The sequence below is a fragment of the Bacillus sp. L_1B0_5 genome (assembly GCF_000836715.1).
In the GTDB taxonomy this organism is placed as follows: Bacteria; Bacillota; Bacilli; order Bacillales; family Bacillaceae_G; genus Bacillus_A; species Bacillus_A thuringiensis_S.
In genome coordinates this window covers 18,471-45,154 of record NZ_JXIS01000046.1, presented here as the reverse complement: position 1 = coordinate 45,154, position 26,684 = coordinate 18,471, and the positions used below count along the sequence as shown (strand labels likewise).

Genomic DNA, 26,684 nt, shown 5'->3' with positions numbered 1-26,684 from the left:
TACGTCGCCACGAGGATTATATTTCTTTACGAGATTTGAGAGATCTTCAACTGCTATTTAGACTCTTCGCTTTTATTTTAAATTAGACCTCAATAAATTAATCTATTTAAATTTATTCATAGTGAGCTGCCGCCAATAACACCTGTGCAATAAAGCCCCATGATATATTTTCAGGCATCTCTTCACCTCTGTTTTGGTAGGATCCCTCACAATCATTTACCCATGCTTCCATTGATTCTAATTAATCCTCTAATGTTATATTCTCCCACTCATCCTGATTTTCTTTGAAATCTTTTTGAAGATGAAACAAAAACTCTAATAATTTTTCTTTTGAATCTACATCACTAATTAACTCATAAACATCCATATCATTACTCCTTCCACATGCCCCTTATTTAGGGACTACATTCATTTCATTCCATCTCTAAATTCTTCCTGCACCATCTTAAATTCTTGCTCATATTTCCTTATTTTTTCAGCATCTGTCTTCGAATTAAGGAAAGGTCTTTTTCTACCAATCATCATAATATCTTTTCCTTCTGTGGACTCCATACGTACATATGGTTTAAAAAATTCACATTCTGTATTTTGTAATACTACCGATAATTTAGCGTATTCTTCCATAGGGAATTGATTAGATACATTTAATTTCTTAAGTCTTTTCAAATTCATTAATGGCTCTAAAGAACGATCTTTAACTTTAATATTCATTAAAGTTAACTCATTTAATTCTACTAAATCACCGATTGGATCTAATGTTTTTACATTAAGAGTTTTCATTATTGCTCCTCCCAAAAAAAGACCTTCTAACTTCTTTCCATCTTTTATTGGCGATAAATCTTCTAATTTAGAGAAACCTTGTATTAATAGATAAGAAAGGTTGTTATTATAACTCAAATCCCATAAATCTGTATTCTTAGGATTCCAACCTAAATATAATCTTCTTAAATTAGACATTTTTTGTAGTTTCGATAAATTCTCCACCCTCATTTCATCGATATAGAGTATCTCTGGATTAACATACTCCATAATTTTATCAAACTGCGTTTGATTTACTGTAAAAATCCATAAATTCCTAATTTTCAATTCTCCTAATAGTTCTATATTCTTTGTTTTACCGCTAATAGCTAACTCTTGTACATCTTCATTTATTCCAGCCAAATCTTTAAGAATGCGTGGCTGTTCACCTATTGGAAACATTAAATTCTCTCCTTCACAGACTATTTACATCCAACATCCCTTCAGTCTTTCCTGAAGGGAAAAAACTAACAATTGTTAAAAGTGCACTATCATATTGGACCTTTTCGAATGTAAAATCCATAATACACCTTCTTTTCTCTCAAGGTCATAATTATTTTATTCCCATTTCATCTTATTATTTTCATTTAATACTTCGATATGAGTATCTACTATATCCCCTCTTTCATATCAAAAACTTGTAAAATGTCTTGCTCTAACTTTATTGCATTAAAATCCGACGTAGCCTTTTCCCCTAACAGTCTAATAGATTGAACAATATTTCCAATTATCAATATTTTTCTCGTAGCATAATCTGCAGATAAAAATGTCTCATAGTCAATCCTTAATCTAAAATCTGCTTCTTTACTCTTCCTTTTAAAGAGCTTTCTTTCTTTATGAAAACCCGCATCTTCATATTCCGGAGTTATGTTAACTACTATAGGGATTATAGCTATTTCTTCTACTTCGCTACCATAATTATTACTATTTAATTTTTCAAGGTCACTACCGATTTCTGAAATTATATTTATAAATTCCTCAGCAATGTCACCTTCTAATTCACCACTCAAAAAAAACCTCATAATCACTCATCCTTTTCAATTATTACTTTTATTTAGCGGGGGACGCTTTCTATCTGTTTCATATAATGGATTGATGGTGCCACTCTTTCTCCTACCTTATATATCTTTTTATAGGGATATACTTTTAAATTTTACGTAGAATATATCTTTCAGGCGGGCCGCTCCCCTGCTCAGCTTGAAAATATAATAATTTACTCGGTATGCATGAAATTAAACAAGGTAAACCACACCAAATAACTTTTTCTATTGCACATTCTAATCCCATAAAACTCCCATCAATTTCACTAATAAGGGACATTACGTAACAAGAATCCTTTGCTCCATATTTTTTTAATTGCGTTGATATTCCTTCAGCATACACCATATTTTTTGGGATAGATTCAAAATACATAGAATTTAAGATAGTGTCATGGTTATGCGCCAAACGCCCTAATGCCTTCACTCTTTTTTTAGGTGAAGTTAGTTCAAAAATAATTCTATCCTGGATTTTTTTTTGAAAAAAACTCCTAACTATGAGTTCTTCATATTCTTTATCCATGTATCTTTTATCCTCCTATATTCTTAAAGTTACCTTTTCTGAAAAATATAAGTGGTGCGACATATATATATTAATTAACTTTGGACATCTCCAGTATCTCCTTGCGCTAAAAAAATCATTTAATTACCTCTTATTATTTTCATGTTGCATAAATATCGAAATTATTACTAGCAATTGTTAAAAGCGCACCATCATATTGAATAAATGCACACGCCGATGATGGAACTAATTCGATTTGTGGTACAACACATTCTCCCATTAAACACTTCATCAATTTACTTTGATTTATTTCCTCTAGTTTAATACCAACGCTATTTCCTAAACTGATAATAGCAAAAGTATTTTCTATACTTACACCATAAAAATACTTGATTATATATGATACTTCTGTCCTTGGTATAGAATCAAAAACAAAGAAAATGTTCCTTCTTCCCGAATCAAAAACTGTGTAGGAAATGTTTTTAGACTCTATTTCTTCTTTCACATTTTTTTCCTCAGATTTATCTACATGTACAATAAACTGATTAATCCTCTCTTGAACAAGTAAACTTAAATTATCAACATTACGATTATAATCATCAAATAAATCTGTTTCATAAATATCAGTTATATTACTAACACGGTATATATTTGCATCTTCAATACGTTGAACCTTTTCGAATGTAAACTCCATAATACACCTTCTTTTCTCTCAAAGTTATATTTATTCCCATCCTATTCTCATTTAATAATATTAAGTTTATTATTCCTAATTGTTTTTATAAATCAATAATAATCTAATTCTCCTCATAGAGAATCCGCTTTTCACCTTATAATACGCTACTTGTAGAGTACGCATACCGTTCCCTTTTTCATATCTGTTTCGTATAACGGATTAATGTTGTCTCCATTAAAATCAAAATTCCGAATTATAGGCATTTAAATCCCTAGCTTCTTTAAAGTAATTTCTAAATTTATCATCAATATTTATATCGTTACTTAATAACAACATCAAACTGGAATCCCAACAAACAATTTCAAGTTTTGCTTGAGGGTGCTGGATATTTGGACTTGGTACCCAGAGTCCTTCGTTTCCATTTGCATAGGGCTCTACAAGCAAATTATTAATATCAATGTTTATAGATTTATCAAACGCAGATAGTACGCCCCAAATAAATTGAGGATTATATTTATTTACGATATTTGAAAGATCTTCACCTGCTATCCAAACTATTGGATGCGACATTTTAGGATAAGTTTCTCTTCCTGATGTGCGACAATCTCCATGTCTGTTATAAGCCAATTAAACTCTTTTTCCCTACCTTGAAATGAGTCAAAAACGGAAGCTAAAACTGTATGTTTAGATCCATATAAAATGAAGTTCATCCAATCCCTCCAATTAGTAACAATCGATAAATTAGCCTTCTTGAACTTATTATGTGTAGATGATTAAACAAATACCAATGAATACTGTTACCATACACAATATAATAGTTGTTGCAGTATCTAGCAAAATGCTTACGGCTAGGAAAATTATTGATTTAAGAGCAAAAGAAGGTCCTTTTTCTTTCCATTGCCGATAGATTTGTATCATTGCATAAATTAATGGAATCATACCACCTATAATCAGAATAATCCCTATTATTTTCCCCATGTTTCCCCTCCTTTTAAAGATTCGAATCAATAAATATACTATATAATCATACGCCCTCAGAATATATCCTTATATTTTTGGAGTTATTCTACACATGCAAAACTCTCTAATCATAGCTACACTCGTATTAAGCGCATTGTTAAAAGTTATATAATCTTTCATTCTGTAATTAACGTAACTTTCCATCTGCTAAAAACTTTGCAATACAGCTTAACATTTTCTAGGGTATTAAATTTCCTAAGATATCAATTAGCTCTTCTAATGCTCTTCCCAAATCGTTTATATTGTCTCGTTCATCAAAACCTTTTTCCATTAATTCATCTACTATAATATCTCTCAATTTATTTTTTCAGTTTCTATCATACTTAAGTCTTCATAAACATTTAACCATAGTAAATGTTTATTTTGTGATTCTAATGTCTGTTTCAATAAAATCTGCATCTCTTTATTTAATTTAAACAACCTTATCTTCTCCTTTCCCAGTTTATTTTGAACCCTTAGCAAAAGTTGTAATTACTTTACCTTTTTTATTTAAAACTACTACAGCCTGTTTACTAGTAGATTTAGTTCTACCACCACTTTGTATAACTTTTTCGCCAGTTTTAACGGCATTTAAAATGGCCTTAGATGATACTCCTATACCATTACGACCAATTGATTGATTTATAGCATATTTAAGTATATTCAGTGATTTGACCTGCTACTGTTTTCTTATATTTGTACTTTAATGGCTGCTTTACAGCAAGCTTAGCTACTGGAACAAACCACGCTAAATGACCATCTGGATCTACTCTGCATACGTATATCCATTTTGCGTCACTGGATCAGGATTCACCGATAAGGACACACCATGGTCTGGATTGTAATAACGTGCAATCAGATAATACATGCCAATTTCTTTATCATACATGTATCCCGCATATCCAAATGGATTATCTGCTGCGATACCTTTTTCGTCACTCTTTAATGCGTTACCCCACGAATACATTGCTTTCACCTTGTTTTGTGATCGCTACAATTTGGTCATCTTCGTTCCATGTATACTTATATTTTCAATCAGATGTACGATTGCCATTCGCATCATAAGTTAAAGATTCGTTTCCGAATTGTATAAGTTTATTTCCCATAGCATCAGCAGTACACATAAGGTTTTCTGTTTATTTAAAATAAAAAAGTGTATCTCAAAATCAAACTATTTGTTTAGATTTTGAGATACACTGAATTTACTTTTCTTTTTCAAAAACAACAGCCAATAATTATCAAAGATATTCTGATTAATAAATTAATTTTATTAATCAAGAACGCCCTATATGGAGTAAAGGCTGTTATGATTATATATTAGACTTACTACTAAAATCGTTACCACCCTATAACGTCTCTTTTTCAGCAAAAATACCAATAAATGTATTTCCATCTCCATTTTACTAATTATCTTCCCCTTTTCTTTTATAAAATCCCACTGGCTATCCCAACACACATACATAGAAAACAGTCTGCAAGAACGATAAGTTGTGAGTAGTTTACTGACGAGAAGATTCATAATCAAATATAACACATGATAGTATTACCAAAAATACTACACCACCATATTGTATAGCAAGAGGAATACCATTTAAAACAGACCCTAATATGTTTGTAAATGTAACAATAAAAAGTAGTGTAAGTATCGTTAACATAAGTACGGCTGAAAATAAGTAACCTTGTTTGATACATTTAAAAATCCAGCCTATTCCAATACATATTAAAATTATACGTACTGGATACTTTAAAAGTATCGAAAATAAATTCTCTACACTATTAAAATTCATCATCATATTCACCAAGATCACTTTCTGAATTTTTTATTATTTTAGCGATAGTTTTTATATGCTTTTTTATACCCTTTGTATGCTGCCGAACCAAAAACATAAGCATCTTCTATTAATCCAAAGCCCCAAAATGCTTTGAGACCTACTTTTAAACCTGCTTTTCTAGCAGCTTTATTTACATATGCTTTGTTATAGACCGGCTTATTTTTATTTATATAATTCTGTTTACCTGTAGCATACCCATAAAAATACCCTGCGCCCAAAGCCAACCCTTTTCCAATACTCAGATAACTATCAACCCACGCTTTCCCACCAGCTTTCGCGCCAGCCTTTGTTGCATACCAAATACGTTTTGCTTTCTTTTTCCATGCTTTATGCCCATCCGGATCCACCATCATCACCGGATTATTATCACCATACGTATACCCATTCATTGTAACCGGATCATCTTCATCACCCGGATCTGGATCTATTGATAAGAACACACCATGCTCCGGATTATAGTATCTCGCAATCAAATAATACATGCCAATTTCTTTATCATACATATATCCCGCATATCCAAATGGATTGTCTGCTGCGATACCTTTTGCGTCACTCTTTAATACGTTACCCCATGAATCATATTCATACGTTGCTACAACTTCTCTATTTTGATCTGTCATCGCAACGACATCACCACGAGGGTTGTAGTGATAGTATAACGTTTGTCCTTTTGCTTTCATCGCTAGACGCGCGCCACTTGTTGCGTATACATATTGACGAAGAACATTTCCACTACCATCCGTCTCATATAACGGATTAATACTATCTCCATCATAGAAGTAACGTGTTACTTGACCATTTACGCTCTTTTCAATACGACGATTATTTTCATCGTATTTATAAGTTGCGAATGCATTGCTCTCACCTTGTTTTGTAATCGCTACAATTTGGTCATTTTCATTCCATGTATACTTGTACTTTCCGTCTGATGTACGATTGCCATTCGCATCATATGTTAACGATTCATTTCCGAATTTTACAAGTTGATTTCCTTCATTGAATGTTGCTGCTATAGACTTTGTTTCTTTTCCATTCTCTATAACTTTCACACTTGTACGGTTTCCAAATCCATCATATGTGTATGATTTAGTTGTTCCGTTTGGTAGTGCTTCATTTAATAATTGGTTAATCGGGTCATAGACAAAGTTTGTCTCTGTTACTTTCCCGCCCGCACCTTCATGTTTAATCTTCGTGCGGTTGCCTGATTGGTCATATTCATAGCGTTCCGAAAGTAGAATGCTATTTGATGTACCTACTACTAAATCTTTAATCTTGTTCGCATGGTCATAGTTGAAAGTAGAACCTGAACCATTTCCAGCTGTATACGTACGAACATTTCCTTGATCATCGTAATCAAATCGATACGTTTGCGAACCATCCGTCACACGAATGTTTTGATCTAGCGTGTTGTAGTCATACGATACTTTATTTGTGTATCCACCTTGCGTTACTGTTTGTTCTTTTAACTTTTCTGTCTTACTGTTTGCTTTGTCGTGATATGCCCAGTCAATTTTTCCGCCTCGGCTATCTGTTGCGCTTGTGACACGGTCAGCCTTATCGTATGTTTTCGTGCGTTCTACGCCGTTGACATGGTCTTTTACTTTCGTAACTTGTCCATTCGGATCACGTTCGAATGTAAATGAATCTTTTCCGTTACGTTTTTCACCAACGACGCGATCTGCTGTATCATATACAGACTCTAAAATAGAACCGTTTGGCATTTTCGTTTTAATCTTGTTTGCATTTTCATCGTACGTGTTTTCAATACGACGGTTTAACGCGTCGATATACACTGTATTTTTATTATCTACATCATATTCATATTTGTGTGTTTGTGTTTTCCCACCAAACATGACAGATTTCTCTGTTGTGTTTCCATTATGATCATAACGATAATTTACAATTGAAGTTTAAAGATAAATAAATCTATCATAAAAAAGAAAAGACGATTTCTTATCTCATTAATGCTTGTAGTATCCCCACCCCATTTAACGATTGATAAAATAAGACAAGGGCCTTTTGGAATCATCGGTTAAACTTGCAATTTAGTTGAAGAATGAACGTAACTGATGATGCGGAAAAACGTAGTATATAGAAGACTATGTAAGGAGTTTGTCATATGATTGATAACAGAATTTCGAAAGATTATGATCATGAAATAGATGGTTCTTTAAAAGAAATTACAGATACAACCATCTTACTTAATTTTCAAAAAGCGATTGTAAGTTTATATCCTCATCTAATACCAATTCATGCTTTTGCCTATGACGCATGGGATGATATTGTAATGCCATTGTTTTATGAGATGGTATATAAAACTTTTGCTTTTAAATACGGGATAGATATTAACTTTAAAGAAACTCATACCTATATGTTTTCGCTTAATAGTTATAAAGGGATACATCACATTGAGTGTGTTCCAAAGTGCACGACATTTAAGATTTATATTAACGAAGAATGGATTGAAATGGATAATAAAAGTTTGAAAGAAAATGTATTTGTATTTAAGTCATTTGGGGATGGATTGCATTTTCTAACTGGTGGAATTGAAATTGAAGATGCTTATCGTGTAGGATTTGACCTTGTTGAGGTTGATATTGTTTCTACCATAACAGGTCTTCCATCTAAAACAAGTATTTTTATTGATAAAGAGCATGTAGACTTTGTGTTTGTCGCAGAAACATATGATACAAATATCCAAAATTAAAAATTTTATGTAAGAACGTAGGAAGAATATCTTCATTACTACTCGTATCAAATAGTTGTTTGAACACGCTCCGCTATTATATATACAAACTTCCGACTACATTCCATATGAGAAAAAGTTATTACGATAAACAAAGAAAAGGTCTCCTAAAATATCTTTTAGGAGACCTTTTCTTATTAATAGATTTTGTAATTTAAGAGTGAACACTCTTAAATTACAAAATCCTCCGGAATAAACACTTTCACTTCTTTCGGCTGTACGTATACGAAATCACCCGCTTGAATGTTCAGCTGCTTGAACTGTTCTTTCGTAATTTCTGCTTCTAAATATTCATCTGTTCCGTCTCGTTTTAATTCTACATATACGACATTTCCGACTGCGTGAGAATAAGATACTTTTGCCGGGATTGCATCTATGCTTTGTTTCGTACGAGAGATTGATAAGTCATGCGGCCTTACGTAGGCTATTCCGTCTACGTTGGAAACGTGCTTATGCTCTGGTGCTTCTAGTTCGATTGATCCTACATTTAGCTTTCCTTTATGAACGCGGCCGTGAAATAAATTTACATTTCCTAAAAAGTCATATACAAACGGACTTGCTGGGTTTTCATATACTTCTTCCGGTGTTCCCATTTGTTCAATGCAGCCTTCATTCATTACAACGATGCGGTCTGCAACGTCTAATGCTTCCTCCTGATCATGCGTTACGAATACGCTCGTAATTTGAAATTCGTCATGTAATTTCCGGAGCCATCTTCGTAATTCTTTTCTCACCTTTGCATCGAGTGCACCGAACGGTTCATCGAGTAATAAAATTTTCGGTTCGACTGCAAGTGCCCGGGCTAGTGCAATACGTTGACGTTGTCCACCAGATAATTGCGCTGGATAACGTTTAGCAAAGCCATCCATTTTTACGAGCTTTAATAATTCTGTTACCTTTTCTTCTATCGCTTCTGCTGACGGTCTTAAGCTTTTCTTTCTTACTTTTAAACCGAAAGCGACATTCTCAAATACATTCATATGTTTAAAGAGCGCATAGTGCTGAAAGACGAAACCGACTTGCCTGTTTTTCACGTGAATGTCTGTTAAATCTTCCCCATCAAATGAAATAGAGCCTCCATCCGCTTCTTCTAATCCTGCAATAATGCGTAATAACGTCGTTTTCCCAGAACCTGACGGGCCTAATAAGGCAACAAGTTCACCTTTTGGAATATCCAAATGAATGTCTGTTAGTGCTTGAAATGTACCATATTGCTTTGATACACCTTGAATTTGAATACTCACCGTAATCCCCCTCTTATTGGCGTTTTTCCATTCGCCATTCAATCCAGTTTTTTATAACGAGTGTAAACACTGCAATTAATGACATTAACGTCGCTACTGCAAATGCTGCTGAAAATTGATATTCATTGTACAAAATTTCAATATGAAGCGGCATCGTATTCGTAATACCACGCACGTGACCTGATACGACAGAAACGGCTCCAAACTCACCGATAGCACGGGCATTACATAGAATCATGCCGTATAAAAGACCCCATTTTATATTTGGAAGTGTAACGCGCCAAAACATTTTCCAGCCACTTGCGCCAAGTGATAAAGCTGCCTCTTCTTCACTTTTCCCTTGCACCTGCATAATCGGAATTAATTCACGTGCAACGAACGGGAAGGTTACAAAGATTGTTGCGATAATAATGCCTGGTACAGAGAAAATGAGTTTCACTCCATGTTCAAGTAACCATTCGCCAAGAGCACCCCTCGGTGTGAAAAGTAAAACGAATACTAATCCTGCGATAACTGGTGACACAGCAAACGGTAGTTCAATAAGAGAGAGTAATACTTGTTTTCCTTTAAACTGAAACTTTGTAATAAGCCACGCGGCCGCTACCCCAAATATCGTATTAAGAGGCACAACGATTAACGCAACGAGAAGCGTTAACCTAATTGCTGAAAATGCTTCTTGATCTGTAATAGCGGCAATGTATACATCCATCCCTCTTTCAAAAGCTTTTAGAAAAATAGTTATGAGCGGCAGTAATAGAAAGAGAGATAAAAATAAAACTGTAATCGTAATTAATACGCCTGGTACAAGCTTAGATTCTTTTTTAGCTGATACGCTTTTTACTATGTTCTTTTCTAATACTGTTGGTTCCATTTTCTCTCCTCCTATTCACTTTTTAGTTCATGCCTTCTACTCCAGCTCTGAATCATATTAATAAGCAGAAGGAAAAGGAGAGAAATAATAAGCATCACGGTCGCTACAGCTGTTGCCCCCGCGTAATCATATTGTTCTAGTTTCGTCATAATCATCAGTGGTGCAATTTCTGTTTTCATCGGCATATTACCTGCGATGAAAACGACAGATCCGTATTCTCCTAATGCTCTTGCAAATGCGAGTGAAAAACCTGCAAGAAGAGCGGGAAAGATCTCTGGTAAAATGATTTTCACAAATATTTGCAAGCGGGATGCACCTAAACTCGAAGCCGCCTCTTCTACTTCTTTATCAATATTTTGCAGCACTGGTTGCACCATTCGAACGACAAATGGTAAACCGATAAAAGTAAGCGCAACGATAATTCCGAGTGGTGTAAAAGCTACTTTTATATGAAACAGACTAAATATTTTCCCAATCCATCCATTTTCCGCATAAAGCGTTGTAAGTGTAATACCAGCTACAGCTGTCGGAAGTGCAAACGGTAAATCAATGAGTCCGTCTAATAGTCGTTTCCCTGGAAATTTGTAGCGTACGAGCACCCAAGCTATTAATAAACCGAAAATGGCATTTACAATAGCAGCTGCAAATGAAGTTGTAAAACTAACTTGATAGGAATGCAACACACGCTCGTTCGTTATAACCCCAGCGAACTTCTTCCAACCTAACTGTGAAGTTTGAATAAATACGATAGAAAGTGGTATAAGTACGAATAAGCTCATGTACAACATTGTAAATCCAAGCGATAATCCAAACCCTGGTAAAACACGCTTCTTCCTCATCCTCTTTCACCTCATCCCCCTTTAGTAGTACGCATTATTTTTGATAAATTTTATCGAATACGCCGCCGTCATTAAAGTGTTTTTCTTGTGCTTTTTTCCAGCCACCAAATAGTTCATCTACTGTAAATAATTGAACTTTCGGAAATTGGGATGCATATTTTTCTGCTACTTTTTCATTACGCGGACGATAAAAGTTTTTCGCCGCAATTTCCTGTCCTTTTTCTGAGTACAAATATTCAAGATACCCTTCTGCTACTTTTTTCGTTCCTTTTTTATCAACGACTTTATCTACAACCGCTACTGGTGGTTCTGCAAGTACACTAATAGAAGGGGTTACAATTTCAAATTTATCTTTTCCAAGCTCTTTTTGAGATAATAACGCTTCATTTTCCCATGCGATTAATACGTCACCAATTCCTTTTTCAACAAATGTTGTCGTTGCTCCGCGCGCTCCTGAATCTAATACTTCTACGTTTTTATAAATTTGGCTAACAAACTCTTTCGCCTTATCTTCACTATTATTATATTTTTTCAATGCGTATCCCCACGCCGCTAAATAGTTCCAACGTGCTCCGCCTGATGTTTTTGGATTTGGTGTAATGACAGACACACCTTTTTTCGTTAAATCATCCCAGTCTTTAATTCCTTTCGGGTTTCCTTTTCGAACAAGAAATACAATTGTTGACGTGTATGGAGTGGAATTATTCGCAAGTCGCTTCTGCCAATCTTCTGCTAGTTGTTTTTTCTTGCTAATGGCATCAATATCATAAGCAAGTGCTAGTGTAACAACGTCTGCTTCTAAGCCATCAATAACAGAACGCGCCTGACTTCCAGATCCCCCGTGTGATTGTTTTACATTTACTGTTTGCCCGTGCTTCTCTTTCCAATACTTCGCAAAATCTTTATTAAAATCTTGATATAACTCCCTAGTTGGATCATAAGAAACATTTAAAAGCTCAACTGTTTTTTTATCCCCACTTCCTTCAGAATTACTAGTGGATGTTGCCGAACCACACCCTGATAAAAGTACAACTGCTGATAATAAAACACCTGTACTTTTCATAAACGCTGCCTTACCCCACTTTTTCATCGTTAAGCCCCCTTAGTTTATACAATAGAAAAAGGCACACAATATATTCACAAATGTGAACATTGTGCGCCTTCAGTTTATCTGATTAGCTTCTAATGTATTGTATTCGATTTCTTTTCATTTTAATTCTGTAATTCATATGTGTCAACTTGGATTTTTAATTTTCTTGCTAAACTAAAATATTGGCATACTTCGAGCCCAATGATTTTTCAAATCAGCAAATTCTTTTGGTAACTTACTATTTTCATTCCATTCTAATTTATATGCATTTACTAACACCGTAGCCATTGATTCACAGTCCACTACTCCATTTTGATTAAAATTACCGTTCTTATCACTTTCAGAGTTCATCCATAATGTCACAAATAAGATATTGCACCCACCGTAAGCGTTAATTTCTTCTGTTCTATTTATATCCCCTCCTTGTTGGTCGTATGAAGCTTTAAATATATGGCACCACAGCTTAATCAATGCACAAAAAAATGAGGCAACCACCTTCAAAGATGGTTGCCTCATTTTTACACTTGCATCGCTTTCTCTCTCAATGCTCTTCTTAACAATTTACCAGTCGTATTCTTCGGTAATTCTATTAAAAACTCAATGCTTTTCGGCACTTTATATTTCGCTAAATGTAACGCACAGTAATGCATTAGTTCTTCTTCTGTTACGTTTGCTTGCTTCAAAACGACGTACGCCCGCACAGCTTCTCCTAAGTTTTCATCAGGAACACCGATTACAACAACTTCCGCTACTGATTCGTGCGTATATAATACTTCTTCTACTTCACGAGGATATACGTTATAACCGCCAACTAGGACGATATCTTTTTTACGATCAACGATATAGAAGTAACCTTCTTCATCCATTTTCGCTAAGTCACCTGTATATAGCCAGCCGTCTTTCAATGTCGCAGCTGTATCTTCTGGTGCATTATAGTATCCTTTCATAACGTTAGGTCCGCGAACGATTAATTCGCCGACTGCGCCGACAGGTACTTCTTCCCCAAGTTCATTTACAATTTTATTTTCTACATGCCAAATATTTGTGCCAATTGATCCTGGTTTACGAGGACGATCTAGCGGATTGAAACAAGTAACTGGTGATGCTTCTGATAAACCGTATCCTTCTGAAACAATAACGTTAAAACGTTTTTCAAAGTTTTGCAGAAGAGCAACAGGCATCGATGCACCACCGGAAATACAAAGACGAAGCGTCTTCACATCTTCTGCGCTTGCTTCTTCAAATAAATATAAATAATTGTACATCGTCGGTACGCCAGCAAAAATCGTTGGTTCGTACGTGCGACAAATACGGAATACTTCTTTCGGACTAAATTTCGGTAACATTAAAATCGTTGCCCCGTTCACAATCGGTGCATTTACCGCAACTGTTAAACAGAACACATGGAACATTGGCAGTGCCGCAACGACGCGATCGTCAGCAGTAAATTGTAAATAAGACGCAACATCATTCGCATTACTATATAAATTTTTATGTGTTAACATAGCGCCTTTCGGTTTTCCAGTTGTACCTGAAGTGTATAGGATAACCGCTACATCTTCTTCATCTAGTTCAGGGCCTTCGTATTGTAAGTCTCCAGCCCCCACAAAACTAGTAAACGTTTTCATTTTTTCGGTTTCTGTATGGTTAAAATCTGATGAGGTTTCGCATATGATGATGTTTTCTAATGAAGGAAGTCTTGTTGTAAGAGATTGTATAACAGGTAGAAGGACGTCGAGTACGATGATTGTTTTTACATCTCCATTTTGTAAAATGTAATGCATTTCGTCTGCTGTATAAATTGGATTAACTGGAATAACAGTTGCTCCGGCTTTCATTGTTCCGTATAAACCGACCAAAAAATGTGGCGAGTTCCCAACAACTAATGCGACATTGTCCCCTTTTCCAATGCCCATTTCTGCTAAATTGCTAGAAAACCTTGTGACCATTTTGTTTAATTGGTCATACGAGACCGACTGATCCATAAATATATAAGCCGGTTTATCCCCCTTCTTTTTTGCCGTTTCAGCCAAAGATTGAACGAGATTCACAAAAACCCCACCTTTATAAAATTTAGAATATTTAAAAATTCTAAATTAATTATATTAAAAGAAAATTAAAGTAGCAAGTGATATTCTATTAACTGCATATAGACAGATCACCTTCTCTTAGTTTACTTTGGAAAAATAAGGTGATTTTATTTACAAGTAATTTATAACACTAGACCAAAAATCATTTTAGGATAATATGCACTCATCTTTTCTTTAAGCTTTTCAAGTTCCTCTTTATTTAAGTTCGTATACTCCCCATACAAATTCAAAACGTCCGCTCCATTTTCATGAAAATACACGGTAACATATAACGTCGGTAACCCTTTATTGTTTTCATCTATTGATAAGACGACATCTGGCGTTTTATTAACAGTGCTGAATGTTTCATTTCTTTTCCACTTCTTATTTTGAAACATGTCTTGTATATCATGTATCTTTCGTTTGTTATCTGTATGCGTAAAATATATAACATTATCCTCCGCTGGTTTTCCGATAGACAAAATTGTACGACTTGAGGGCGATTCACTGCTACACGCTGTCATTCCGATGACGAAGCTGAGTAATAATACAACGTACATTACCCTTTTCATATCGATCCGCCTCCTTTTGAATATATATATTCCTTTATAAGAGGTAGATGTCCTGTGATTTTATGTTTTGTGGTAAATGAAATTATATGAGCGATTTTTCAGTTATATCAGCGCAGCTCGATTTATATCGGCGATTTTCCAAATATATCAGCGCAACTCGGTTTATATCGGCGATTCTCCAAATATATCAGCGCAACTTAATTTATATCGGCGATTTTTCAGTTATATCGACTTACCGACAAAACCTGACAATCTACGCAAAAAGAAAGAGGCTGCCCGTTATGGAAGCCTCCCTCATTTTTAGAAGAATAAATGTAAGAAATCTTCTGTTGTAATGTTACCGAAGTAGCGTGCGATATCTACGCCTTCTAAAGCTGCAGTGAATGCATCTTTATCGAACTGAATGCCTGTTAGATGCTCTTCAATATCATGAACATCTAGTGAACCAAAGAAGTCGCCGTAAATTTTACATTCTGTTACTGTTCCTTTTTTCACTTCAAGACGAACATCAACTTGTCCAACTGGGAAGCGGTGTGAATGTTGTAAGTTGAACTTCGGTGATTTTCCGTAGTTCCAATCCCAATTTTGGTAACGTTCTTCAGAAAGTTTGTGGATCTCTTTCCAATCATTTTCTGTTAATTCGTACGTTGGGATTTCTGTTTCTCCTTCGAAAATTGTTTCTAGAAGAAGTTGTCTGAACTCTTCTGTCGTCATTTCTTCGTTTAGAAACTCTGTAATGTTCGCAACGCGGCTACGGATTGATTTAATTCCTTTTGATTGAATCTTATCCATTTTTACTTTTAGCGCTGATACGACGTGATCGATTTCAGAGTCAAATAGTAACGTACCGTGACTGAACATACGACCTTTCGTTGAGAACTGCGCGTTACCTGAAATTTTTCTACCTTCAGCTAAAATGTCGTTACGACCACTTAGTTCTGCATTTACGCCTAATTTACCAAGCGCTTTCGTTACAGGCTCAGTAAATTTTTTGAAGTTACTGAAACTATCTCCATCATCTTTCGTAATAAAGCTGAAGTTTAAGTTTCCTAAATCATGATATACTGCGCCTCCGCCTGATAGACGACGAACGACATGAATACCTTTTTCTTTTACGTAATCTGCATTAATTTCTTCTACTGTGTTTTGGTTTTTACCAATGATAATCGAAGGCTCATTAATGTAAAACAGTAAATATGTTTCGTTAATATCTAAATTCTTCACACAATATTCTTCAATCGCTAAGTTTATTCTAGGATCTGTAATTCCTTTATTATCAATAAATAACATCGTATCACCTCATGAGTTCCATACGTAGCCACTATGCGCTAGCGTAATATGGCCACTGAAAATTTGTTTTGCTTCTGTTACTAAATCAGATGGGTTGCCTGTATGCGGTAAGTGCGTTAATAAAAGTTCTTTTACATTCGCATCTTTTGCAATACTTGCTACTTCTGTACTATTCATATGCCCTGCTTTTGCAGCCTCTTGATGTGCATACATATTACACTCACAAATGAAAAGATCAGCATCTTTTGTGAATGGAATGAATTCAGGAATATAACTTGAATCAGCGCTGTATACTACAGCATCATCTCCAGCTGTAATACGCATCGCAAAGCATGTAACAGGATGAACAGTTTTTAAGAACGAAATCGAGAATGGTCCAACTTGAAGTGTTTCTTCTGGATTGTACGCGATTCCTTTCGTATGTGGTTCATGTGTTAAAGAATGGAATCCATTCTCGTCAAACGTATGACCGTATATTGGTAATTCCGGTAGTTGCCTTGTTGTCGCACTCGTAATTAATCTCGCATATTGCAATACCCCAATGTCTGCAACATGATCGTGATGATAATGCGAAAGTACAACTGCATCTATATCAGATGGTGTTATATATTTTTGAAGCTGTGCTAGTACACCACTACCACAGTCTACAAGTAAACGAAAACCATCGTGTTCAAACAAATACCCCGACGTTGCTTCTCCCGCTTCTGGAAAGCCGCCCCAAAAGCCGACAACAGTCATTTTCATATGTATCCATCCTTTCTAAAACCGAGTAGGAATGCAGTTTTTCTCCGTACTTGAGAAAGTTTTTTACTTACATCCTACATTGTTAACTATAATCCATTTCCTAAACTTTTTCATTAATTTTCAATTTTGTTATAAAACAGTTGTTGACTTTTATTTTTTGTACTAATACAATGATAGTAAGAAATGGAAATGGAGGGATTGACATGATCGATCAACCAATGGAGTTTTTCAGAAATTTACCGACGAAAACTTGTGCGCACTGTGGGAAAGAAATTGATGAGCAACACGAAGCATACCATAACAAATGTGATGACTGCGTTCACGAAGAATAGTAGTTTGTGAACGTAAGAAAACCTAGCAGACATAGTCTACTAGGCTAATAACATCTTATCCTTCATCGTTGAACCTTTCACCAAGAGCTCCAGTTCAAACTCATACAATTCTTTTTTTCGATAATTTTTCGTATGGATTTTATCCATCATCAGGTCGACAACTTTTCGGGCCATTTCATCAATTGGCTGTTCAATTGTCGTAATACCTGGTTCTGTAATCTGCGATAATATTTGATTATCAAAACCGATAACAGCGAGATCATCTGGAATGCTCAAGTTATGGTGCTTCGCCTCTGAGATAATTCCAGCTGCTACCTCATCGCCTCCTGCCAAAATCGCGGTAGGATTTTTTTTGTCCTTTAATACTTCATGGAATATTCGTTTTCCATCCTCCCAAGAGAAAGCGTTTTCAAGAAAATCAATCGCTTCTACTTGGCGGCTCTTCTCAGTTATTGCACGTAAAAAGCCCATTTTTCGCTGCTGGCTAACTAATTTGGTTTCGTTACCACGGCAAAAAATAAGATTACGATACCCTTGATCTAACACATGCTTCGCAGCTATGTATGCTCCTTGCGCATGATCAAACTTCACTGTTGGAATATTTGCTTCCTCAATATATTCATTACATAACACGATTGGACCGTGCTGTAAGTATGGCTCTACATCTTCCCACGGATTTTCTAGTGAACATAGAATAATCCCATCTACTTGTTTCGTAGATAATAATTGTAAATACTCCATTTCTTTTTCTGGTAAATATCTTGTTTGACAAATAATCAGTTTATATTTATGTTCAGAAGCTGCAATCTCGATTGCTTCAATAAATCTACTGAAAAAAGGATTTGTAATCCTTGGAACTAGCACCGCAATTGTTTCCGTTTTTTGTTTACGAAGCCTTCTCGCCGCAGAATTAGGAACGAAGCCTAAATGCTTCATTGCTAATTGAACCCTTTTTTTCTTCTCATCTGAAACATATGGATGATTATTAATCACCCTAGAAACCGTTGTCCTTGATAACCCCGCTAATTTCGCCACGTCCTCTATAGTCGACACGAAATTCTCCCCCTTTGCATGAAAACGTTTTCTTAAATTGATTATATAGTATATTATTGGAAACTGCAATATCGGTTGTTATGATTTTACTATATTAATATTATACATAGGAAAAAGTCTGTTAATGGGAGGGGAATATATAATACTTTTAGAAGTTTATAGAAAGCATATTTATAAAAATTGAAGGAGATATTTCATGAATCGGACAGATCGTTTATTAGCTATATTAATTGAATTACAAAGAAGACAAACTGTTACAGCACAAAGCTTAGCTGAAAAATTTGAGACAAGTATAAGAACCATTTATCGAGATATGGATGCACTTAGTGAATCTGGCGTCCCACTTTTCGCAATGCCCGGCCACGGTTATTCATTAATGGATGGTTATTTTTTGCCTCCCATTCAACTTACACCTGAAGAAGCTGTTACTCTTTTACTAGGCGGTGATTATATAGAGAAAACTTTCACTTCTTCTTTTTCTGTACATGCGCAATCGGCAAAAGAGAAACTTGAAATTGTCCTACCTGCTGATCAAAAACAGAAAGCCCGGGAACTACGAGGAACCTTCCGTTTCCTTTCTCCCATATTTTCACACAAACAACCTGAACAAGAAAAACTAGAAAACCAACTTCTCCTGTTGCAAGAATCTATTCAAAAAGAACAAGCTATCTCTTTTTCTTATCGTAAACCGAGAGAAACTACAAAAATAAAACGGACTGTTCATCCTTACGGTTTAGTCAACATTTCAGGGATTTGGTACATCGTTGCTCATTGTTTACTTCGAAAACAAATACGTAATTTTCGTTTAGATCGTATGGATACATTACAGCAAGAACAAGAATTCTTCACAAAACCGAAAGACTTTTCTTTACAAAACTACAAACCCGAAAGCAATCGTACTGTTACGGTTCGCTTATTATTCCCATCTCATATTGCACATAAGATTATTGAATCTCGCTACTTTTTTATAGATTCATACGAGCACAAAGACAATGGCTTTCATGTCTTGTTGAAATCAAGAAACATAGACGAAGTATTTCAATGGGTATTGAGCTGGGGAAGCCAAGTGCAAGTACTTGAGCCAAAAATTCTTTCTGAGAAAATCCATGATGAAGCAAAAAAAATGTTAAAACTTTAATTTCACTACTGACATAATGTTGTCAGTATCCCTCCTTTATAGTAAGTATTAACAAATACATTTTTATAAAAAGGAGTTAACACTATGAAGAAATTTGAAGAATTAGCTACGTATTACATGGAGGAATTAGAAAAATATTCGATAGAACAATTTAAGATCAAATCTTCTGCTGAGGAATGGTCTCTCGGTCAAATGTACAATCATTTAATTGCCTCTACATATATGCAGTTAGATGCAATCGCGAAATGTAGAACTGAAGTGCCTTCTGCAACTAACAAGAAAACGGATATGGGTGAAAAAGTATATAAACTTGGTGCTTTCCCAAATATACAAATCAAAGTACCAAATCATCCTGGATATACACCTGAAAACCCCTCTAATAAAGAAGAAATACAAAAACGTATTCTAGAATTAATTACAGTTGTTAAAGACATTGAGCCAACACTTTCTTCTATTCCAAGTGATTGTAAAGTCGAACATCCTGGGCTTGGTTACTTACATGCAGCAGAATGGTTCCAACTTATTTCTATGCATTTTGCTCATCATTTACGTCAGAAAGAAAGATTGGAGAAAAAAGTTTTAGTGTAAAAAATGATAAAAGGTGGATTGGTCTATATCCAATCCACCTTTTATAGTTCTGCTTCTCATAATACCTTTATGGATTAGATATTTCCTGCATAAATCCAGCCATACTTGCTAATAAACTAGTAAAAATAAAAAGTACAATAATAAAAGGAATAAGTTTATCCCTATTTAAATTCGTAATCGTTTTTAAACCTATACCTAATAAAATGTAATACCAAATATTAAATATATCTATTCTTTGAGCGATTGTATGTAGAACCATATTATCCGTTGCTATCGCGCCTAAACTTGTATAAGATATCTCATACCCACTTAGAGACAGTGCAATTAATCCGTTTAAAATCATCCCTAATCGCAATACAAATGAAGCATAAATAATTATCGGGAACGTTTCCTTATAGTTAATATCAACCCCGAAAAAAATCATAATATTTTTATAGAATATAGGCGCAAAAAATAAAGCTACGATTCCACTAATTGCGGAAATCCCAAATGTAGTAAAGAAAGTTATGTATTTTGGAACAGTAAATCCTGTTTTATTATGAAACATACTAAGCGCAGGATTGTTTGAAGTATTCCAAGACATTAACGCACTTGAAACTATAATGAATACTATTAAAAGAGCGAGTGGTAAAAATATATTTCTTTGATTCTTCATCCTTTTGAATTGCAGTGTTGGTGAAGTAAACATCCCCAAAATTGATGGTTTCCCTGAAATCTCTTCATGTATAAGACTACTAGCTTGCAAGAAAATCCCCCTTCCTCATTACACTCATAGCTCCTCCCACTTCGTCCACACTTCTCTCCCATTTATACGGTACATATTATCCTCTCTGTCCATAAACCCCTGCACAATAAACTCGCGTCTAATCGTACAAAAATCGTCATGATATTGTTTGATGAATGCATTGATTTCTTTTTCCGTATACTGATTCTCCGCATTTAACTTGCTAATTAAATACTCTAACAATACTAGTTTTTTCTTCTTTTGACCTGGAATCGATTTTAGACGGTCCTCTTTATCAAAAAAGTTACGAATGGTCGTATCCCTAAATTTCATTTCACTTTCAGTCATTTTGTTGTCCTCCATCGATTTTTATGTACTAAAACTCTTTATTTGTCTTTACCGTTTTTCTTCATTCTTTTACTAATAACATCCATAAAGTAATACCCACTAATTAGCACATAGTAAACTACAAGTATTCCTAGTGCATCTTTCATATTTATATATTTTTCTTTATGAAACAAGATAGGTGAAAGGGCGTAAACAAGAAAGATGATTAGCGGATTTAAGACAAAATAATAAGTAAGATTTCCTTTCATCATACCAGCCCCTCTACTCTATGTTTCTCTGTAAATTGTTGTAATTCCTGTCCTTTTATTTAGCTATACATGAAATATGATGAAATTAAGGAGAAAAAGGGATACAAAACAACCATTACATTATGAAGAAAATATTTTATCCACTTTAAGTACAGTTGTACAACTTTCTTACAACTGTATTTCTTTTTCATTTTTACTCCTCTCATCTACACTTCTCTTAATGTATTTATTACTTTTACGTCTGTAACTTTTTATTCAAATTAATAAATTTATTATGGTAAATTATGTTATAATTTAATTATACATACTTTGGAGGGGAAATAGTGAAAAAAGCTATTATCGTATTCAGCATCCTATATCTTATTTTAACCGTACATACAGGAGCTGTTCTTTTAGGAAAAGAGGATTATAAAGGGACTATCAATACATTAAAGAAAACAAAGGAAACCACTTCCTTTCAATCTGCAAAAGACGGTGTGATTTTATTAAAAGGAACATTAACTACCGCGCAACCTATTACAGAGGAAAAACTTCAAAATAAAGAATTCGCACTCCTTGAAATTAATACATATAAACGACGAAAAGCAAATTGGATAAACATTAATACTGAGCAGCATATTGCAAAGCAACTCTTACTAAACAATGAGAATCTTCCTGCATTAAAAGAAATCCGCTTCTCAATGGAACCAATTACACTGTCAGGCAAAGATATTTCTGCCGAAGACTATTCACTAAAAAAGGATGATACCCAATTAACAATTAAAGGTAAAGGATACCGATACACCGGAATAGAAAACAAATCAGACGTTCTTATTTTTGGCATAAAAAAAGGAGATACACTTGAAGGTTATAGTGGCTCTGAAATTCTAATAGGAAAAACAAAAGAGGACATTTCCAGCAACATGAAACTATATACTTTTGCTGAAAAATATGGTCCATTTGTTTGGATTGTAGCTACAATTATCCTTATAAGTATTGCTATATACTTCTTCCGTAAAAATAGAAAAACAAATGAAATTTCTCAGCCTATAAAGTGAAACTTTAATCAGTAGGTGTTTTGTTCAGCCTCACTGATTATTAGCCCACACTAATCAGGCGTTTATTGGCAGTCTATCTCCCACCCAACTTCTTTTCTCTAGCCAAATTTTGAGGTGGGAGCCTTACTGCCCACAAATAGCGTGATAAAAAAAGACCAATAAAAAAGGCACCATTTCGGTACCTTTTTTATGTTCCTTATTTACGCTTCAACCGATTGATTTTCAGCAATATTTCTAAATTGTCGTTTGTGCATCCAAGTTAAGGATGCAATTGTTCCAAGTGATAATACAACAATGAAAATCATGAGCACCCCTACGTTTTGCCACATGAAATTAAAGTCTCCGCTTGATACGACTGCTTTCAGTCCTGATACAGAATATGTCATCGGTAACCAAGCATTGAATGGTTGTAAAAACTTCGGAATCAACTCTAACGGGAATGTTCCAGCACTTGTTGTAAGCTGCATAATTAATGTGATGATGGCGATAAAACGGCCTGCATCACCGAATGCTGTTACTAAACATTGAATTAATGCAATAAACGCTAAACTTGTAATGATACTAAAGAGTATGAAGTACGGAATACTTTTTACTTCTACACCTAATCCGAACAGTAATATAACATCTGCTACTATCGCTTGAATAATACCAACTGATAGTAGTACGCCGAACTTACTAATAAACCAACTAAACCCTGATTTCGGAACGCCGACTGTATCACGTAATGGATATACGATTGATAATAGTAATGCCCCAACGAATAAACCGAGTGATAGGAAATACGGCGTAAATCCAGTTCCGTAGTTTGGAACTTCCGCCATTTTCTCCGTCTTCACTTTTACAGGACTTGCAAACATATCATACGTTTTATCCGTCCCTTTTACTTCACCAGTTTTTTCTGCTCCTTCGCCAAGTTTCTCTGCAAGTTCACTTGAACCATCGTTTACTTTCACTAGTCCATCAGTTACTTTTCCTGATCCGTCTGCTAGTTTATTAACGCCATCGATTAGCTGGGTTGAGCCAGTTGATAATGTGCCTAAGCCTGTTGTTACTTGACCGGAGCCATCTGCTAATTGATTTACTCCACCTGCCATTTGATTTGCTCCTACAGATAATGTACCTAAACCGCCTGTTACTTGGCTTGAGCCATCCGTTAATTGATTTACTCCTGCAGATAATGTTCCTAAACCACCTGTTACTTGGCTTGAGCCATCTGCTAATTGATTTACTCCTGCAAATAATTGACCTAATCCATCTGTTACTTTTCCAGAGCCGCTTTGTAATTGCGTTACTCCATCAATTAATTGAACTGATCCATCTTTTAATTTATCAGCACCTATTTTTGCATTATCTAATCCCTCACCAAATCCATGAAACTTACTAACAAATTCATTTTGTGCGTTCGTTAGTTTCTCAACACCATCTGCCAGAGCTTTCATCCCTGCTGGATTTGGTAATTTATTTTGCAATCCATTTGTTGTTTGATGTATTTCGCCCTTTAATTGTTTTACTTCTTCATTTAGTTTATTTGTTCCACCTGCTACTCCGGCAGCCTTTTGCTGAACTGTCGCTGTACTTTTTACAGCACTTGTTATGAACGGTTGTAACTGCTCTTGATATTCTTTTGGTAAACTTTCAATTTGCTTTTGTAAATTTACTACATCTTGTGCTGCAGTTTTAGCATCTCCTACTGTTGATTGCGTAAGTTCATTTAACTGATTTATATTCGCCCCAGCCGCATCTATTTTTTCATTTACTGTATTCAATATAGAAGGAACTTTCGACTGCATTTCCTCTAAGCCTGCAGCAGACTTTTGTACGTTACTATTTAAATCTTGCAATCCCTTTTGAATTTCTTGAGACCCTTTTTCTAATTGACTTCGCCCTTCAACAAGTTTTCCCATACCATTTGATAGATTAGTTGTTCCTGTTTTTAAATCACCGGATTTACTTACTAATTTGTTCAAGCCACCGGTCACTTTCTCAGATCCATCACGCAATTCACCCGTTTTGCTATTTAATGTATTTAAACCTGCTGTTACTTTTCCTGACCCATCTACTAATTTTCCGATACCTGCATTGCTATTTAATACATGTAAACCATCTGTTACTTTTCCTGATCCATCTACTAATTTCCCGATACCTATTTGCATTTCACCGGTTTTGCTATTTAACGTATTTAAACCTGCTGTCACTTTCCCAGATCCATCAAATAGTTTCTCAACTCCATCCTTCATCTCCCCAGACTTCCCTTGCAGTGTATGAAGGCCATCCGTCACTTTACTTGAACCATCATGCAATTCACTTGATCCGTCGTGTAGTTTACTTGCCCCTTCTGCTCCATCTGCTAATCCTTTTGAGACATCTTTAATAGAATCAAACATTTTCTCTGCATATGTTTTCGTTAACGTGCTGGATACTTCAGTTTTAATCTTTTCAATGGCTGTTCCGCCAATTTGTGAAGATAAGAAGTTTAAACTTTCGTTTGGAATGTATTCTAAGTTTAATCGCTTTGGATTGTCTTTTAATAACGTTGTAGCGTTACTTGAGAAGTCATCTGGAATGCGCACTAACATGTAATACTTTCTACCTTCCATTCCTTTCTTTGCTTCTTTTTCACTTACGAACTCCCATTTAAAACTTTTATTATCTTTTAAATTATCAACGAGCCCTTTTCCAATCTCAATTGGTTTTCCATCAAATAGTGCGCCTTTATCTAAATTGACTACTGCAACGGGTAAGTCATCTAACTGTTTATACGGGTCCCAAAAGGCCCACAAAAACATCCCTGCATATAAAATCGGTACAAATAAAACCGCGATAATTGGAATTAATATTTTTTTACTTTTTATAATTTCCGTGAACTCTTTACGAAGTAACTGATTCCCTTTCATAATTTCTCCCCCTTTTATAAAATGACCAAAACGTTCATTTAGTCATTTTCACCCAAACAAAAAGGCTATACTTGTTCATACATATGCCTTATCCCTGAATTTATTACTATGCAACTTTTCCTCATTTTGATTATAGTTTTTCTATATCCCCCCTTAACTTAAATATATGACCATATTGTTCAATTGGTCATTTTTTATAAAATTAAAAGGATTATCTTAGTTTGACAATCCTTTTAGTAAATAAAGTTCAAATAACTCTGCAATTTTTTCTTTTTCTAGCGGTTCGTGATTTTTTTCCCAATCAAAAATAAGTGATACATATAGACGAAGCATAATAAATGCTGTAATTTCTGGATCACATTTGCTAATTTCACCTTTTTCAATCGCAATCTTTAAATACGATTGAATAACAGAAACGATTTCCACATCAACTTGTTGCATAACTTCTTGTACTTCTTTCGTTCCCATATCGCGCTCTTCTTGAATTAATTTAATCATGAGCTGATGTTCTTTTCTAAATTCCAAGATGCTATATAATGCTCTATGTACATTTTCAAAAAATGAAACATCTGAACGAATTGCGCTTTCTGCAACTTGCTTCATTTCTGTAATTAAATTAGAAATAATTTCACCAAATAGCTCTTCTTTATTTTTGAAAAAAGTATAAATCGTTCCTTTTCCTACATTCGCTAACTTCGCTACTTGATCCATCGTTGTTGCTTTATAACCGAACGCTGAAAAAGACTTTGTTGCAGCTTCAATAATAGAACGTTTTCGATCTATCGCCACATTGTCACCTCCAAAAATGACCAATTGGATAATATAGTCAATCAGTACATCTTTGATATTACCACACGCTTACATTCTATACAAGTTCTCTTTTTATTATTTCCAGTATAAAAAAATTTCAGTCAAGTTATATCATACTGTCCATAGTTTATCAAAAAGTATACTTGTATGGAAAGCTAGAATATATTCGTAAATAATTGCTGACTAGATCCCACTAGAAACTT

The 26,684-nt window shown here is 34.8% G+C and carries 25 protein-coding genes and 5 pseudogenes; 5 read left to right on the top strand and 25 right to left on the bottom strand.

Features of this window, described 5'->3' with window-relative positions; translation table 11 throughout:
• Positions 1-112 precede the first annotated feature (112 nt).
• From RT27_RS33510 to RT27_RS15525, 10 genes and pseudogenes are all read right to left on the bottom strand, one after another.
• Positions 113-367 (bottom strand): annotated as a pseudogene (locus tag RT27_RS33510) (hypothetical protein).
• 41 nt (positions 368-408) lie between these two features.
• Complete coding sequence (locus RT27_RS15570; protein WP_043936598.1) at positions 409-1,200, bottom strand: hypothetical protein; 792 nt, start codon at positions 1,198-1,200, stop codon at positions 409-411.
• 209 nt (positions 1,201-1,409) lie between these two features.
• Positions 1,410-1,820, bottom strand: coding sequence for an Imm44 family immunity protein (locus tag RT27_RS15565; RefSeq protein ID WP_043936597.1), 411 nt, complete (start codon positions 1,818-1,820; stop codon positions 1,410-1,412).
• A 124-nt stretch (positions 1,821-1,944) separates the two neighbouring features.
• The gene (locus RT27_RS35795; RefSeq protein ID WP_043936596.1) at positions 1,945-2,358 is read right to left on the bottom strand and encodes a hypothetical protein; all 414 of its coding nucleotides are present in this window, start codon (positions 2,356-2,358) and stop codon (positions 1,945-1,947) included.
• Between the two features lie 139 nt (positions 2,359-2,497).
• The gene (locus RT27_RS15555; RefSeq protein WP_000397230.1) at positions 2,498-3,031 is read right to left on the bottom strand and encodes a hypothetical protein; all 534 of its coding nucleotides are present in this window, start codon (positions 3,029-3,031) and stop codon (positions 2,498-2,500) included.
• 222 nt (positions 3,032-3,253) lie between these two features.
• Positions 3,254-3,723 (bottom strand): annotated as a pseudogene (locus RT27_RS35790) (hypothetical protein).
• A 49-nt stretch (positions 3,724-3,772) separates the two neighbouring features.
• A complete protein-coding gene (locus RT27_RS15545; protein WP_043936595.1) occupies positions 3,773-3,991 on the bottom strand; it encodes a hypothetical protein in 219 nt (72 codons plus the stop codon).
• 220 nt (positions 3,992-4,211) lie between these two features.
• A pseudogene (locus RT27_RS36240) lies at positions 4,212-4,453 on the bottom strand (hypothetical protein).
• A 299-nt stretch (positions 4,454-4,752) separates the two neighbouring features.
• Positions 4,753-5,148, bottom strand: a pseudogene (locus RT27_RS33505) (RHS repeat-associated core domain-containing protein); the annotation flags it as partial.
• A gap of 692 nt (positions 5,149-5,840) precedes the next feature.
• Positions 5,841-7,745 (bottom strand): annotated as a pseudogene (locus tag RT27_RS15525) (RHS repeat-associated core domain-containing protein); the annotation flags it as partial.
• A 218-nt stretch (positions 7,746-7,963) separates the two neighbouring features.
• On the opposite strand from RT27_RS15525, the gene RT27_RS15520 reads away from it, so the two are divergent.
• On the top strand, positions 7,964-8,551 hold the full coding sequence (locus tag RT27_RS15520; protein ID WP_043936592.1) for a hypothetical protein: 588 nt from the start codon (positions 7,964-7,966) through the stop codon (positions 8,549-8,551).
• 209 nt (positions 8,552-8,760) lie between these two features.
• Here RT27_RS15520 and RT27_RS15515 read toward each other — a convergent pair whose 3' ends face one another.
• The 9 genes from RT27_RS15515 to RT27_RS15475 all read right to left on the bottom strand — a co-directional run bounded on the left by RT27_RS15515 (position 8,761) and on the right by RT27_RS15475 (position 17,309).
• Positions 8,761-9,834, bottom strand: a complete 1,074-nt coding sequence (locus tag RT27_RS15515; RefSeq protein ID WP_029442090.1) for a sulfate/molybdate ABC transporter ATP-binding protein — start codon at positions 9,832-9,834, stop codon at positions 8,761-8,763.
• A 13-nt stretch (positions 9,835-9,847) separates the two neighbouring features.
• Positions 9,848-10,705 (bottom strand): sulfate ABC transporter permease subunit CysW, encoded by an 858-nt coding sequence (gene cysW / locus RT27_RS15510; RefSeq protein ID WP_043936591.1) that lies wholly within the window; start codon positions 10,703-10,705, stop codon positions 9,848-9,850.
• Positions 10,706-10,716: 11 nt separating this feature from the next.
• Complete coding sequence (gene cysT, locus RT27_RS15505; RefSeq protein WP_001227879.1) at positions 10,717-11,544, bottom strand: sulfate ABC transporter permease subunit CysT; 828 nt, start codon at positions 11,542-11,544, stop codon at positions 10,717-10,719.
• A gap of 34 nt (positions 11,545-11,578) precedes the next feature.
• Positions 11,579-12,634: a sulfate ABC transporter substrate-binding protein gene (locus RT27_RS15500; RefSeq protein WP_000758695.1), complete on the bottom strand. Its 1,056-nt coding sequence runs from the start codon at positions 12,632-12,634 to the stop codon at positions 11,579-11,581.
• Positions 12,635-12,808: 174 nt separating this feature from the next.
• Positions 12,809-12,985, bottom strand: a complete 177-nt coding sequence (locus RT27_RS36235) for a hypothetical protein (protein ID WP_043936635.1) — start codon at positions 12,983-12,985, stop codon at positions 12,809-12,811.
• Between the two features lie 167 nt (positions 12,986-13,152).
• Positions 13,153-14,685, bottom strand: a complete 1,533-nt coding sequence (locus RT27_RS15490) for a fatty acid--CoA ligase family protein (RefSeq protein WP_001055170.1) — start codon at positions 14,683-14,685, stop codon at positions 13,153-13,155.
• A gap of 161 nt (positions 14,686-14,846) precedes the next feature.
• Positions 14,847-15,275: a hypothetical protein gene (locus RT27_RS15485; RefSeq protein WP_043936590.1), complete on the bottom strand. Its 429-nt coding sequence runs from the start codon at positions 15,273-15,275 to the stop codon at positions 14,847-14,849.
• Positions 15,276-15,575: 300 nt separating this feature from the next.
• Positions 15,576-16,565, bottom strand: coding sequence for a lipoate--protein ligase (locus RT27_RS15480; protein ID WP_043936589.1), 990 nt, complete (start codon positions 16,563-16,565; stop codon positions 15,576-15,578).
• A gap of 9 nt (positions 16,566-16,574) precedes the next feature.
• A complete protein-coding gene (locus RT27_RS15475; protein WP_000784671.1) occupies positions 16,575-17,309 on the bottom strand; it encodes an MBL fold metallo-hydrolase in 735 nt (244 codons plus the stop codon).
• 203 nt (positions 17,310-17,512) lie between these two features.
• Here RT27_RS15475 and yhfH point away from each other — a divergent pair, with 203 nt between their 5' ends.
• Positions 17,513-17,641, top strand: a complete 129-nt coding sequence (gene yhfH / locus RT27_RS32425) for a protein YhfH (protein ID WP_000567010.1) — start codon at positions 17,513-17,515, stop codon at positions 17,639-17,641.
• Positions 17,642-17,680: 39 nt separating this feature from the next.
• Here yhfH and RT27_RS15470 read toward each other — a convergent pair whose 3' ends face one another.
• Positions 17,681-18,694 carry a LacI family DNA-binding transcriptional regulator gene (locus RT27_RS15470; RefSeq protein WP_016082566.1) on the bottom strand — a complete coding sequence of 338 codons (1,014 nt, stop codon included), beginning with the start codon at positions 18,692-18,694 and terminating at the stop codon, positions 17,681-17,683.
• Positions 18,695-18,890: 196 nt separating this feature from the next.
• Between RT27_RS15470 and RT27_RS15465 the strand changes: the two genes are divergently transcribed.
• On the top strand, positions 18,891-19,832 hold the full coding sequence (locus RT27_RS15465) for a YafY family protein (protein WP_043936588.1): 942 nt from the start codon (positions 18,891-18,893) through the stop codon (positions 19,830-19,832).
• Positions 19,833-19,916: 84 nt separating this feature from the next.
• Positions 19,917-20,420, top strand: a complete 504-nt coding sequence (locus tag RT27_RS15460; protein WP_043936587.1) for a DinB family protein — start codon at positions 19,917-19,919, stop codon at positions 20,418-20,420.
• 67 nt (positions 20,421-20,487) lie between these two features.
• Here the strand turns inward: RT27_RS15460 and RT27_RS15455 are convergent, their stop codons facing one another.
• Genes RT27_RS15455 through RT27_RS15445 form a run of 3 tightly spaced genes read right to left on the bottom strand, consistent with a single transcriptional unit; the run spans position 20,488 to position 21,743 of the window.
• Complete coding sequence (locus RT27_RS15455) at positions 20,488-21,165, bottom strand: Yip1 family protein (protein WP_043936586.1); 678 nt, start codon at positions 21,163-21,165, stop codon at positions 20,488-20,490.
• Positions 21,166-21,189: 24 nt separating this feature from the next.
• Positions 21,190-21,492 (bottom strand): DUF2087 domain-containing protein, encoded by a 303-nt coding sequence (locus tag RT27_RS15450; protein ID WP_043936585.1) that lies wholly within the window; start codon positions 21,490-21,492, stop codon positions 21,190-21,192.
• Between the two features lie 38 nt (positions 21,493-21,530).
• Positions 21,531-21,743, bottom strand: a complete 213-nt coding sequence (locus RT27_RS15445; RefSeq protein WP_002182535.1) for a hypothetical protein — start codon at positions 21,741-21,743, stop codon at positions 21,531-21,533.
• Positions 21,744-22,063: 320 nt separating this feature from the next.
• Here RT27_RS15445 and RT27_RS15440 point away from each other — a divergent pair, with 320 nt between their 5' ends.
• On the top strand, positions 22,064-22,777 hold the full coding sequence (locus RT27_RS15440; protein WP_043936584.1) for a hypothetical protein: 714 nt from the start codon (positions 22,064-22,066) through the stop codon (positions 22,775-22,777).
• A 200-nt stretch (positions 22,778-22,977) separates the two neighbouring features.
• On the opposite strand, the gene RT27_RS15435 is transcribed toward RT27_RS15440, so the two are convergent.
• Positions 22,978-25,671 carry a YhgE/Pip domain-containing protein gene (locus RT27_RS15435; RefSeq protein WP_043936583.1) on the bottom strand — a complete coding sequence of 898 codons (2,694 nt, stop codon included), beginning with the start codon at positions 25,669-25,671 and terminating at the stop codon, positions 22,978-22,980.
• Positions 25,672-25,887: 216 nt separating this feature from the next.
• Positions 25,888-26,460, bottom strand: coding sequence for a TetR/AcrR family transcriptional regulator (locus RT27_RS15430; protein WP_000963381.1), 573 nt, complete (start codon positions 26,458-26,460; stop codon positions 25,888-25,890).
• Between the last annotated feature and the right edge of the window lie 224 nt (positions 26,461-26,684).

What these genes read in the sequence shown, in the direction of transcription:
- RT27_RS15570 (WP_043936598.1), bottom strand. Translation starts at nt 1,200, where the DNA reads ATGTTTCCAATAGGTGAACAGCCACGCATTCTTAAAGATTTGGCTGGA.
- RT27_RS15565 (WP_043936597.1), bottom strand. Translation starts at nt 1,820, where the DNA reads ATGAGGTTTTTTTTGAGTGGTGAATTAGAAGGTGACATTGCTGAGGAA.
- RT27_RS35795 (WP_043936596.1), bottom strand. Translation starts at nt 2,358, where the DNA reads ATGGATAAAGAATATGAAGAACTCATAGTTAGGAGTTTTTTTCAAAAA.
- RT27_RS15555 (WP_000397230.1), bottom strand. Translation starts at nt 3,031, where the DNA reads ATGGAGTTTACATTCGAAAAGGTTCAACGTATTGAAGATGCAAATATA.
- RT27_RS15545 (WP_043936595.1), bottom strand. Translation starts at nt 3,991, where the DNA reads ATGGGGAAAATAATAGGGATTATTCTGATTATAGGTGGTATGATTCCA.
- RT27_RS15520 (WP_043936592.1), top strand. Translation starts at nt 7,964, where the DNA reads ATGATTGATAACAGAATTTCGAAAGATTATGATCATGAAATAGATGGT.
- cysW (WP_043936591.1), bottom strand. Translation starts at nt 10,705, where the DNA reads ATGGAACCAACAGTATTAGAAAAGAACATAGTAAAAAGCGTATCAGCT.
- cysT (WP_001227879.1), bottom strand. Translation starts at nt 11,544, where the DNA reads ATGAGGAAGAAGCGTGTTTTACCAGGGTTTGGATTATCGCTTGGATTT.
- RT27_RS15500 (WP_000758695.1), bottom strand. Translation starts at nt 12,634, where the DNA reads ATGAAAAAGTGGGGTAAGGCAGCGTTTATGAAAAGTACAGGTGTTTTA.
- RT27_RS36235 (WP_043936635.1), bottom strand. Translation starts at nt 12,985, where the DNA reads ATGAACTCTGAAAGTGATAAGAACGGTAATTTTAATCAAAATGGAGTA.
- RT27_RS15485 (WP_043936590.1), bottom strand. Translation starts at nt 15,275, where the DNA reads ATGAAAAGGGTAATGTACGTTGTATTATTACTCAGCTTCGTCATCGGA.
- RT27_RS15480 (WP_043936589.1), bottom strand. Translation starts at nt 16,565, where the DNA reads ATGTTATTTATTGATAATAAAGGAATTACAGATCCTAGAATAAACTTA.
- RT27_RS15475 (WP_000784671.1), bottom strand. Translation starts at nt 17,309, where the DNA reads ATGAAAATGACTGTTGTCGGCTTTTGGGGCGGCTTTCCAGAAGCGGGA.
- yhfH (WP_000567010.1), top strand. Translation starts at nt 17,513, where the DNA reads ATGATCGATCAACCAATGGAGTTTTTCAGAAATTTACCGACGAAAACT.
- RT27_RS15465 (WP_043936588.1), top strand. Translation starts at nt 18,891, where the DNA reads ATGAATCGGACAGATCGTTTATTAGCTATATTAATTGAATTACAAAGA.
- RT27_RS15460 (WP_043936587.1), top strand. Translation starts at nt 19,917, where the DNA reads ATGAAGAAATTTGAAGAATTAGCTACGTATTACATGGAGGAATTAGAA.
- RT27_RS15450 (WP_043936585.1), bottom strand. Translation starts at nt 21,492, where the DNA reads ATGACTGAAAGTGAAATGAAATTTAGGGATACGACCATTCGTAACTTT.
- RT27_RS15445 (WP_002182535.1), bottom strand. Translation starts at nt 21,743, where the DNA reads ATGATGAAAGGAAATCTTACTTATTATTTTGTCTTAAATCCGCTAATC.
- RT27_RS15435 (WP_043936583.1), bottom strand. Translation starts at nt 25,671, where the DNA reads ATGAAAGGGAATCAGTTACTTCGTAAAGAGTTCACGGAAATTATAAAA.